Annotated in this window: 10 protein-coding genes; 1 reads left to right on the top strand and 9 read right to left on the bottom strand. The window is 67.2% G+C overall.

Going from position 1 to position 11,641, the window contains the following annotated elements; genetic code table 11:
* Positions 1-52: 52 nt before the first annotated feature.
* Entirely contained in the window at positions 53-478 is a 426-nt protein-coding gene (locus tag WS75_RS25855) for an organic hydroperoxide resistance protein (RefSeq protein ID WP_059684602.1), read from the bottom strand.
* 223 nt (positions 479-701) lie between these two features.
* The gene (locus WS75_RS25850; protein WP_059684599.1) at positions 702-1,268 is read right to left on the bottom strand and encodes a TetR/AcrR family transcriptional regulator; all 567 of its coding nucleotides are present in this window, start codon (positions 1,266-1,268) and stop codon (positions 702-704) included.
* A gap of 275 nt (positions 1,269-1,543) precedes the next feature.
* On the opposite strand from WS75_RS25850, the gene WS75_RS25845 reads away from it, so the two are divergent.
* On the top strand, positions 1,544-3,397 hold the full coding sequence (locus WS75_RS25845) for an ABC transporter ATP-binding protein (RefSeq protein ID WP_059684597.1): 1,854 nt from the start codon (positions 1,544-1,546) through the stop codon (positions 3,395-3,397).
* Positions 3,398-3,458: 61 nt separating this feature from the next.
* Here WS75_RS25845 and WS75_RS25840 read toward each other — a convergent pair whose 3' ends face one another.
* The 7 genes from WS75_RS25840 to WS75_RS25810 all read right to left on the bottom strand — a co-directional run.
* Positions 3,459-4,949 (bottom strand): aldehyde dehydrogenase, encoded by a 1,491-nt coding sequence (locus WS75_RS25840; protein WP_059684594.1) that lies wholly within the window; start codon positions 4,947-4,949, stop codon positions 3,459-3,461.
* Between the two features lie 25 nt (positions 4,950-4,974).
* Entirely contained in the window at positions 4,975-6,390 is a 1,416-nt protein-coding gene (locus WS75_RS25835; protein WP_059684694.1) for an amidase family protein, read from the bottom strand.
* Positions 6,391-6,437: 47 nt separating this feature from the next.
* Entirely contained in the window at positions 6,438-6,818 is a 381-nt protein-coding gene (locus tag WS75_RS25830) for a cupin domain-containing protein (RefSeq protein ID WP_059684592.1), read from the bottom strand.
* Between the two features lie 71 nt (positions 6,819-6,889).
* Positions 6,890-8,182, bottom strand: coding sequence for an NAD(P)/FAD-dependent oxidoreductase (locus WS75_RS25825; protein ID WP_059684590.1), 1,293 nt, complete (start codon positions 8,180-8,182; stop codon positions 6,890-6,892).
* 26 nt (positions 8,183-8,208) lie between these two features.
* Complete coding sequence (locus tag WS75_RS25820) at positions 8,209-9,783, bottom strand: DUF3138 family protein (protein ID WP_059684588.1); 1,575 nt, start codon at positions 9,781-9,783, stop codon at positions 8,209-8,211.
* A gap of 21 nt (positions 9,784-9,804) precedes the next feature.
* Positions 9,805-10,737 (bottom strand): ABC transporter permease subunit, encoded by a 933-nt coding sequence (locus tag WS75_RS25815; RefSeq protein WP_059684586.1) that lies wholly within the window; start codon positions 10,735-10,737, stop codon positions 9,805-9,807.
* Positions 10,734-11,641 (bottom strand): ABC transporter permease subunit (locus WS75_RS25810; protein ID WP_059684584.1); only part of this gene is annotated, 908 nt, incomplete at its 5' end. The genes WS75_RS25815 and WS75_RS25810, both read right to left, overlap by 4 nt.

Below are 11,641 nucleotides of genomic sequence, written 5' to 3'. Positions count from 1 at the left end.
ACTCCTGGGTTCAACCCGATGAATGACGATAAATGGTTCGTAGTGCGATTGATCAGGCGAGCGTGAGCGTGACGTCGATGTTGCCGCGCGTCGCATTCGAGTACGGGCAGACGATGTGCGCGCGGTCGATCAGCGTTTGCGCGGTCTCGCGATCGAGGCCCGGCAACGAAATCTTCAGTTCGACTTCGATGCCGAAGCCGTTCGGGATCGCACCGATACCGACGCTGCCTTCGATTGCGGCGTCCGCGGGGATCGCGATCTTGTCGCGGGCCGCGACGAACTTCATCGCGCCGATGAAGCACGCGCTATAGCCGGCCGCGAACAGTTGCTCGGGATTCGCGCCCGCGCCGCCCGCGCCGCCAAGTTCACGCGGCGTGGTCAGCTTCAGATCCAGGCCGCTTTCGGGCACCGTGGCACGGCCGTCGCGGCCGCCGGTGGCTTTTGCATGGGCGCGGTACAGCACTTCTTCGATCGACATGACAGACTCCTTTTCAATCAGTGAGTGAAACAGCCTTCCAACCCGGGACCGCGTACCGAAAGCCTTGCTGCCGGCATCACGCTTGTTTATCTACTCATAGATAGATAAACATCCCCAAAAAATGCAGGCGGTCGATCCACCTGCTCCGATAATCTATCTATCAAAAGATAGACAGCAAAACCCGATAAAAGGCGGCGAACCGCCTGACTGCTCGCCCCGCCCGTCAGGACCGGACTTTCCAGACGGCCTCGACATCCTCGAGACGCGCCCTGGTGTGAAACAGCCGGCTGGCCAGCACGCTGCCCTGGAACGCCGCGTACAACGTGCGCGCCGCCGTTTCGGGCTTGCCGCTGAACTGCAGCGTGCGTTCCTTCGCGCCCTGCGCCAGCAGTTCCGCAAGCCAGTTCTCGTTGGCCTTGAAAAACGCCTGCACGGCCTGCCGCACGTTCTCCGGCAACGATTCGATGTCGGCCGCGAGCATCCCGCACAGGCAAATCTGGTTGCCGTCGCCGAGCGTCCGGCCGAACAGTTTCGTGTACAGGCTCAGCTTCACGTCGGCCGGCAACGCCGGATCGATCGCCCGCATGGCCGCGAGGACTTCGTCACTGTACGCCGCCACCGCTTCCAGCACGAGGTCGTCCTTCGACGGGAAGTAGTAGTGGATGCTCGACGTCTTCACGCCCACCAGGTCGGACAGGTCTCGATAGCTGAAGCCGTTGTAACCGCGCAGCATCATCAGCGTGATCGCGTGGTCGAGAATCTGTTCGCGGACGGTCGGTTTCGTTTCCATGGATCGAACTTTATCTACTCATAGATAGATAGTCAAGGACTTTTTATGGGGTGGAATGGAAAAGCCTCGAAACCCCGGGCGCGGTCCCGCCCCGCCCAGCCGCGGCTGCTTACAACCGGCCTGCGGCCCGATCGAATCGATGCGACACTTGCTGCCGGACGATGCCAGAACAATGCAATGCTCGCGCACGCGGATGCGTCGCATACGCACGGCGCACATGAAACACGCATGACCGGCCGGGCCACCTGCCCGCGCCGCATCAAGGAGAAGCTTCAATGTTTTCGTGGTTTGAACGGCGCCTGCCGACATTCCCGCTCGAGGATCCCGTCACGCCGCCGAAGGGGTTCTTCTCGTTCGTGTGGGCATGCACGAAAGGCGTGCGCGGCTGGATCCTGCTGATCGCGCTGACGTCGGCCGCGACGGCCGCGTACGAAGCCGTGCTGTTCGCGATGATGGGGCGCGTGGTCGACTGGCTGTCGTCGGCGACGCCGGCCGAATTCGGTGGCCGGCATTTCGGCACGCTCGCCGGCTTCGCGGCAATCCTTGCCGGCAGCGCATTGCTGATCGCGCTGCATACGATGGTCAAGCACCAGGTGCTCGCGATCAACTTCCCGATGCGGCTGCGCTGGCTGTTTCACCGGCTGATGCTCGACCAGAGCCTGTCGTTCTATGCGAACGAGTTCGCGGGCCGCGTGACGACCAAGATCATGCAGACCGCGCTCGCCGTGCGCGATGCGCTGTTCATGTCGGTCGACGTCGTGATCGGCGTCGGCGCGTACCTGATCGGCATCCTCGCGCTCGCGGCGAGCTTCGACTGGCGGCTGATGATTCCGCTCGCGCTGTGGGCGCTCGGCTACGGCGCGGCGTGCGCGTTCTTCGTGCCGCGCCTGGGTGCGGTCGGCAGCCGGCAGGCCGACGCGCGTGCGCTGATGACCGGCCGCATCACCGACGCCTATTCGAACATCACGACTGTAAAACTGTTCTCGCACACTCGCCGGGAAGCCGACCACGCGCGGCGCGCGATGGAGGCGTTCAAGGTGACCGGCGATGCGCAGATGCGGCTCGTCAGCGCGTTCGAGGTCGTCAACCATCTGCTGTCGACGCTGCTGCTGGTCGGCTCGACCGGTCTCGCGCTGTATCTGTGGCTGCACGGCGAGGCGAGCGCGGGCGTGGTCGCAGCGGTGATCGCGATGGCGCTGCGCCTGTCGAGCTATTCGCACTGGATCATGTGGGAGATGACCGAACTGTTCGAGAACGTGGGCACGATCCAGGACGGCATCAACACGCTGACGAAGGCGCGCAACGTGGTCGACGCACCCGACGCGAAGGCGCTCGTCGTGCAACGCGGCGGCATCGTGTTCGACAACGTGCGCTTCGCGCACGAGGACAACGAACGCGCGGTGTTCGACGGGCTGAACCTGACGATCCGGCCTGGCGAGCGGATCGGCCTGATCGGCCGCTCGGGCGCCGGCAAGTCGACGCTCGTGAACCTGCTGCTGCGCTTCTACGACGTGGACGGCGGCGCGATCCGGATCGACGGGCAGGATATCGCGCACGTGACGCAGGACAGCCTGCGCGCGGCGATCGGGATGGTCACGCAGGATACGTCGCTGCTGCACCGGACGATGCGCGAGAACATCCTGTACGGTCGCCCCGACGCGACCGAGCGCGAGATGCACGACGCGGCCGTGCGCGCGGAAGCGTCCGACTTCATCGAACGGCTGCGCGACCGGCACGGGCGCAGCGGCTATGACGTCGAGGTCGGCGAGCGCGGCGTGAAGCTGTCGGGCGGCCAGCGGCAGCGCGTCGCGATCGCGCGCGTGATGCTCAAGGACGCGCCGATCCTCGTGCTCGACGAAGCGACCAGCGCGCTCGACTCCGAAGTCGAGATCGCGATCCAGCGCAGCCTCGACGGCCTGATGAGCGGCAAGACGGTGATCGCGATTGCGCACCGGCTGTCGACGATCGCGGCGATGGACCGGTTGATCGTGCTCGACGAAGGGCGCATCGTCGAGCAAGGCACGCACCAGCAACTGCTGCAGGCGGGCGGCATCTATGCGGCGCTGTGGGCGCACCAGAGCGGCGGGTTCCTCGGCGAAACGGCGGAGGCGGAAAGCGCGGAGCACTAAGCCGCTCCGCGATACGTGCGACGCGCGGCCTCGTTGCCAGGGCCGCGCGCCGCGCCGGACACTACAACCGCACGATCGTCGATTTCAGCTCGGTGTACTTGTCGAGCGCATGCAGCGACTTGTCGCGACCGTTGCCCGACTGCTTGTAGCCGCCGAACGGGAAGTTCATGTCGTCGCTGCCGTCGCCGTAGCAGTTGACCCACACGGTGCCCGCACGCAGGCGCCGCGCAACCCGGTGCGCGGTCGCGAGATCGGCCGACCACACGGCCGCGGCCAGCCCGTACTCGGTGTCGTTGGCAATGCGAACGGCCTCGTCGACATCGTCGAACACGATCACCGACAGCACGGGCCCGAAGATTTCCTCGCGCGCGATCTTCGCATCGGGCTTCACTTCGAACACCGTCGGCTCGACGTAGAAGCCGCCCGTCTCCTCCTTCACACGTGTACCGCCCGTGACGAGCCTGCCTTCGCTGCGCCCCGCCTCGATATAGCCGAGCACGCGTTCGAGCTGGATGCCGTCGACGATCGCACCCATCGTCACCGACGGATCGAGCGGATGCCCGGGCGCGAAACGCCCCGATGCTTCGACCAGTTTCGCGACGAATACCTCCTTGATGTCGCGATGCACGAGCAAACGCGAGCCGGCCGTACACACTTCGCCCATGTTGAAGAAGATCGCATCGGCTGCGGCCTGCGCGGCGCGGTCGAGATCGGGGCAATCGGGCAGCACGATGTTCGGCGACTTGCCGCCCAGTTCGAGCCACACGCGCTTCAGGTTCGACTGCGCGGCGCACGCCATGATCTGCTGGCCGGTGCGCGTCGACCCGGTAAATGCGATGCAATCGACATCGCGATGCAGCGCCAGCGCCCTGCCCGGCTCCGCGCCGCCCGGCACGACGCTGAACACGCCGGGCGGCACGCCCGCGTCGCATGCGAGCTGCGCGACGCGGATCGCGGTCAGCGGCGATTTCTCCGACGGCTTCAGCACCACGCTGTTGCCCGCCGCGAGCGCCGGCGCGAACTTCCACGCGGCCATCAGTAGCGGGAAATTCCACGGCACGACCGCCGCGACGACGCCGATCGGCTCGCGCGTGACGAGCCCGACGAGATGATGGTCCGCCGGCACGACCTCGCCGCCGACCTTGTCGATCGCTTCCGCATACCATTCGACGCAATGCGCAGCGGCCGGTACGTCGATCGCTGTGGTGTCGGCGATCGGCTTGCCGGTGTCGAGCGTCTCGAGCAGCGCGAGCTCGTCGAGATGCTCGCGCATCAGCGCGGCCCAGCGCTGCAAAACGGCTTTCCGGGCGCGCGGGTTCATGCCGGCCCAGACCTGTGCGTCGAACGCGCGGCGCGCAGCCGCGACCGCTGCGTCGACATCGTCGCCGCCGCAATCGGCCACGTGCGCGAGCACGCGGCCATCGATCGGGCTGACGCAGGCGAAGGTCGCGCTGGTATGCGCGTCGCACGCTTCGCCGTCGATGAACGCGCGCCCTTCGATCCGCAACACGGCCGCGCGGGCCTGCCAGTCTTCGTATGTCCGTTGATTCATTCGTATTCCCGTGAAAAGTCGTGCATCACGAGCCGGTGACCGGATCGATCGGCGTGAAGATTCCCGCGCGCGCCTCGATCGCCTCGCCCGCGGCGAGACACAGCGCCTCCTGGAAGCGTCCGGCGACGAGCTGCACGCCGGTCGGCACGCCGTCGCGAATGCCGGTCGGCACCGACAGCCCCGGCAGCCCGAGCAGCGCGGTCGCAAGCAGTGGCCCCTGCCGGCCGATGATCTCGCGCATCGCGTCGTCACCACGCTGGTCGGCGTCGATCTCGAACGGCTGCGCGCACGACACGGGCATCAGCAGCAGCGGATAGCGCGTAAAGAACTGCTGCCAGTCGCGCAGCAGCGCGGTGCGCCGCGCGAGGCCGTTCATGTAGCCGGCGAGATCCAGCGGCGCCGCGAGATTGCGCTGGCTCGCGAACGCGGTGCGGATCGCCGCGTCGCCGTGCTGCATGATCACGTCGCCGAGCCCGCTGCGCGCTTCGTTGGTCACGAGGTCGAGCCACAGTTCGCACGCTTCGGCGATCCGCGGCGGTTCCGCTTCCTCGACGATGCAGCCGGCGTCCTCGAGCCAGCGCGCGGCCTGCCGGATCGCGTCGATGACCACCGGATCGGACGGCACGCCCGGCAGCGCCGTGCACACGGCCACGCGCGCAGGGAACGCGGCCTCGCGCGCGACCGGCGCGACCGGCATCCACCATGCGTCGCGTGCGTCGCCGGCCGCCATCGCGTCGAGCGCAAGACGCAGGTCGCCGACCGTGCGCGCGAGCGGCCCCTGCACGGATGCGAGCTGCACCGCGAGCGTGCGGTCCTTCGACTGCGTCGGGTTGTACGTGGGGACGCGCCCGGTGCTCGGCCGCAGCCCGGCGACACCGCACGCATACGCCGGGTACCGGATCGAACCGCCCAGGTCGTTGCCGTGCGCGATCGCGCCGATGCCGGCGGCCACCGCCGCGGCTGCGCCGCCGCTGGAACCGCCCGGCGTCAGCGCCGGATTCCACGGATTCGACGTACGGCCGTGCAATTCGTTGTCGGTAAACCAGCGATACGAAAACGCCGGCGCGTTGCTGCGCCCGATCACGATCGCGCCGGCCTTGCGCAGGTTCGCGGTCACCGGGCTGTCCTCGTGTGCGATCAGGTCCGAAAACGCGCGCACGCCGTTGGTCGTCGCGCATCCGGCCGTGTCGACGTTGATCTTCACGGTCACCGGCACACCGTGCAGCGGGCCGAGCGGCGCGCCGCGCGCGATCGCTGCATCGGCATCGGATGCCGCCTGCAACGCGCTGTCGGCCATGACGTCGACGATCGCGTTGATGACGGGGTTCACCTGTTCAAGCCGCTGCAGGCAGCTGCGCGTGAGTTCCGTCGCCGACACGTCGCGCCGCGCGACATGCGCGGCCATCTCGGCCGCACTGAGACGCCACAATTCCTGGGTCATGGGTTGCTCCTCGTTGATCTCGATGGTGGTCGCAAGCCGGTCGCGCATTACGCGCGCGGCTGGTCGGCCTGCGGTGCATGCGACGCATAGACCTTGCGGCACGTTTCGACGACTTCCCATGTGCCGCGAAAACCCGGCGGGATCACGAACCGGTCGCCGGCGCGCAGCACGCGTTCGCGGCCGTCCGCGTCGCGCACGATCGCGACGCCGCTCAGCATTTCGCAATACTCCGACTCGTCGTAGTCGATCGTCCAGCGGCCGGGCGTGCATTCCCAGATTCCGCAACTGAACTGCCCGCACGGGCTGATGTAGTGATGCGACAGCGTCTGCATCGGGTTGCCGTCGAGCAGCAGCCCGCTCGGCACTCGGCTCTGCGTGAGCTTCGCCGGCGCCCGCATCAGGTCGACGAGACTCGTGATGTTGGTCATGTTTGCCTCCAGGGCATGAGTGGTTCGAAACGTTGCGGTGCCGCGCGGCTGGACGAGGCGGCCCGCGCGAGTCAGAGCAGGTCCATCGCGCGGTGCCATGCCATCGCGAGCGCCAGCATCGGCGTGCGCAGCAGTTGTCCGCCCGGGAAGTCGCGATGGCGAATCCGCCCGAACAGGTCGAAGCGCGCAGACTGGGCGTCGATCGCTTCCGCGATCAGCCGCCCCGCGAGGCCGGTCACGTTGACGCCATGCCCGGAGAACCCCTGCGCGAAATACACGGTCGGCTCGAGCCGGCCGAAATGCGGTGCGCGACTCATCGTCGCGTCGATCAGGCCACCCCACGCATAGTCGACCCGCACGTCGGCAAGCTGCGGAAACGTCTTCAGCATGTCGCGCCGCATCGCGGCCGCGAGGTCGCGCGGCGTGTTGGTCGAGCTGCTGGCCTTGCCGCCCCACAGCAGCCGGCGGTCGCGCGTCAGCCGGAAATAGTCGAGCGCCGAATTGCAGTCGCAGACCGCCGCGTCGGCCGGCATCGTCTCGGCCGCGCGCGTGTCGCCGAGCGGCTCCGTCGCGATCACGTAAGTCGCCACCGGAATGATCTTGCGCGCGAGCGCCGGCGCAAGCTGCCCGAGGTATGCATTGCCCGCCAGCACGACGTAGCGGGCGTCCACGTGCCCATGCGCGCACCTGACGCGGTGGTACGGCGAGGCACGCTCGAGCGCGACCGCGGGCGTGTCCTCGTGGATCGTCACGCCGGCCTCGCGTGCCGCCCGCGCGAGGCCGAGCGTGTAGTTCAGCGGATGCAGGTGGCCACTGCCGTCGTGACGCAGGCCGCCGACGTAACGGTCCGATGCGACGAAGTGCTGCATGTCGGCACGCTCGACGATTTCGTAGCCGCGATAGTCGAAGCGGCTTGCCGCGGTATCGCGCCATTTGCGCAGCGCATCGAGATGGCGCGGCTTGTTCGCGGCAATCAGGTAGCCGAACGTCAGGTCGCAATCGATGCCGTGCCGCTCGACCCGCTGCCTGACGATATCGACCGACTCCAGCCCCATCGCCCACACGCGCCGCACGTCGTCGTCCGGCAGGTACGCCGAGAACGTATCGATGTCGCACGCGTACCCGGCAATCAACTGGCCGCCGTTGCGCCCGCTCGCGCCCCAGCCGATCTTCGACGCCTCGACGAGCACGACCGAATGGCCGCGTTCGGCGAGATCGAGCGCCGCGGACAGGCCGGTGAGCCCGCCGCCGATTACGCAGACGTCGGCGGTCACACCCCCGTCGAGCCGCGGATGGTGCACACGGTCGTTGATCGTCGCTGCATAGTACGACTGAACATGTTGCTGGTTTTTGAACTTGAGCATGAGTGAGACTCGCGAATGGCGTCGCGTCAGAATGCGTAGATGAGTTGGGTCGCGAGCAGGTCGTTCGACTTCGCATATGACCCGTCGTGACGCAGGAAGACCTTGTTGCTCGCCCAGTCGTGCCGGTATTCGACCTTCACCGTCACCTGCTGGGTCGGGTAGAACAGCAGGTCGAACGCGGCGGCCTGCCGCGTCGCGCCCTTGCACTCGAAGCCGACGCCGCCGTTCGCCTTCGACAGCGCAAGGCAGTCCGCGTCGATGCCGAAGCCGTTGTTCGGATCCATCCCGTTGCCGTTCAGGCCGATCGACGAACCGCCGCCGCCGTTCTTCCGGTTCACGAGCAGGTCATAGCGCAGCGTCGCGCCCATCCGGCCGACCAGCGGCGCATTGAACTTGCGGTGCGCGAGCAGCGACAGCCCGAACCACTGCGCAAGCCCGCCGTTGAACGCACCGTGCTGCTGCTGGCCATAGTCGATCTCGGCGTTGTACTGCGCGTCGGCGAGCGTGTAGGTCGCGTCGGCTTCGCCGAAGAAGAACGCGCCGTACGCGCTCGGCGCGTTGCCGCCGACGCCGTAGCGCACGTTGCCGGTCGCCGGATCGATCGCGCTCGGCAGCGTCTGGCGGCCGATGTTGATCGAGCCGCCGATATCGAGCGCGCTGCCGTGCATGTAGTCGACGCGCGCGGTGAAGGTCGGCACCTTGTTGCTCGTCGTAATCGGGTCGCCGAGCGCGTTGACGCCCGTCTGCGTAACCGCGCCCGCGCTGCGGAACTGCTCGTTGCCGACGAAGAACTTCCACTCCCAGTGGCCGTCCGCGCTCTGGTAGTTGATGCCCGCGCCGATCGACGAACCGGGGTCGGAGAAGTCGTACAGCAGGTTGTGCGTGAGCGTGAGCATCTGGTTCGACTGCTGGTACTCGTAGCCACCGAAGCCGAGCACGAGTCCGCCGACGAACGCCGTCGTGCCCGACAGCGGCACCGTGACGACCGCCGTGTTCACGATGTCGAGCCCGCTCGCGCCGCTGCCCGTCATCATCGACAGACCCGCGCCGCGGTTCGGCATCAGCGTGATTTCCGCGGACGGCGCGGTCGGGCCGACGCCGAACGTCTTCTTGATGTCGAGGAATACGTCGCCGAACGTGCTGTTGTAGTAGGTGTATGCGTTCTCATGGTTCGCGAACTGGAACGACGACGTGCCGGCGCCGCGGTTGTACACGTAGGTCGGGTCGAGGTAGCCGGTCACCGACAGCCCCGCGATCGGGCCCGTGCGCGCCGCGTCGGTCAGCGAGTCGACCTTCAGTTGCTGGTTCGCGACCTGCTGGCGAATTTCCGTCACGTCGTCGTTGGTCAGCACGGCCGGCGCCTGCCCGTAGCCGGGCGCCGACGCGTCGGCGGCGGCCGCGCCGGTCGCCACTGGCGCCGCGTTGAATGCAGCCGGCACGGCCCCCGGTTTCGCGGCGAGTTGCGATTGCATCGCGCTCATCTGCCGCTGCAGCACGGCGAGCTGCTGCTGCAGCGCCCTGATCTGGTCGGCGCTCGAGCTCGCGACGGCGAGCCCCGGCAGCGCACCGGCGATCAGCGCGCACAGATACTTCTTCTTCATGGAAAGTCTCCTGGTCGTTCTTCACTTCACGGGATGCGGTGCGGGGGCGTGCCGGGGTTGCGCGGCCGACGGGCGCGCAGTCGCCCGAGCGGCCGGTGACGCAGGCGCATCCGGCGTGGACGCCGCATGCCACCTACGCGCATCGCGCGCCTGCCGCCGCTCGCGGGCCAGCATCGCGCGGTTCACGACGACGACGCCGATCGTCACGACCGAGATGAACACCGTTGCGAGCGCATTCATTTCCGGATTCAGACCGAGCCGCACGCGCGAGAACACGACGAGCGGCAGCGTCGTCGAACCGGGGCCCGACAGGAACGCGGACAGGATCACGTCGTCGATCGACACCGTGAACGCGAGCAGCCAGCCTGACACCAGCGCCTGCGCGATCAGCGGCAGCGTAATCACGAAGAACACTTTCCACGGCCTCGCGCCGAGGTCGAGCGCGGCTTCCTCGATCGAGCGGTCGAGCTCCTTCACGCGCGACTGCACGATCACCGCGACGAACGACAGGCACAGCATCACGTGGCCGATCCAGATCGTCAGCCAGCCGCGCCCGGCCGGCCAGCCGAAGGTCTGCTGCATCGCGACGAACAGCAGCAGCAGCGAGATGCCCTGGATCACTTCGGGAATCACGAGCGGCGCGTTGATCATCGCCACGTACAGCGTGAAGCCGCGAAAGCGTCCCATGCGGGCCAGCACGAAGCCGGCCCACGTGCCGATTGCGACCGACGCAGTGGCCGTCAGCAACGCGATCTTCAGCGACAGCCACGCGGCCGCGAGCAGTTCGCCGTCGTGCAGCAGCGCGCCGTACCATTTCAGCGAGAAGCCCGACCACACCGTCACCAGCTTCGACTCGTTGAACGAATAGACGACGAGGCTGACGATCGGCACGTACAGGAACAGGAAGCCCGCGCCCAGCACGCACGCGGACAGGATGCGATTCGCGCGCGTCATTTCTGCGCCTCCGCTTCGGTCTGGCTGTAATGGAGCAGCGCCATCGGCACGAGCAGCAGCAACACCATCGTCACCGTCACGGCGGACGCCATCGGCCAGTCCATGTTGTTGAAGAACTCGTCCCACATCACGCGGCCGAGCATCAGCGTGTTCGCGCCGCCGAGCAGCTCGGGAATCACGTATTCGCCCACTGCCGGGATGAACACGAGCAGGCTGCCCGCGACGATGCCGTTCTTCGACAGCGGCAACGTGATGCGCCAGAACGCGGACCACGGCGTCGCGCCGAGATCGTGGGCGGCCTCCAGCAGCGTGAGGTCCATCTTCACGAGGTGCGCGTACAGCGGCATCACCATGAACGGGAGGTACGAATAGACCATGCCGATGTAGACGCCCGCGTCGGTGTGATACAGGCGCAGCGGCGTCGCGATCACGCCGAGTGCCGCCAGCGCGCGATTCAGCAGCCCGTCGTCCTTCATGATCCCGACCCACGCATACACGCGGATCAGGAACGACGTCCAGAACGGCAGCATCACGGCCATCATCAGCAGGTTGCGGCGGGCCGGCGCCGAGCGCGCGATGCAATACGCGATCGGATAGCCGGCGAGCAGGCACATCAGCGTCGACGCGGCGGCCATCTTCAGCGAGCTGACGTAGGTTTTCAGGTATAGGTCGTCCTGCAGCAGCAGCGCGTAATGCTTCAGCGACAGCACGACCTGCACCGTGCCAGCCTCCAGCCGCGCGAGCGCGGTGTACGGCGGAATGCCGAGCATCTGGTCGGCGAAGCTGATCTTCAGCACCAGCACGAACGGCAGCGCGAAGAAGACCGCGAGCCACAGGAACGGCACGCCGATCGCGATGCCTCGGCCCGACGGCAGGAAGCGCGACAGCGCAGCGAAGCGGCTGC

The organism is Burkholderia sp. FL-7-2-10-S1-D7 (assembly GCF_001524185.1).
Taxonomy (GTDB): Bacteria; Pseudomonadota; Gammaproteobacteria; order Burkholderiales; family Burkholderiaceae; genus Burkholderia; species Burkholderia diffusa.
The sequence above is the reverse complement of the archived record's forward strand: the minus strand, read 5'-3'. Positions and strand labels throughout refer to the sequence as shown.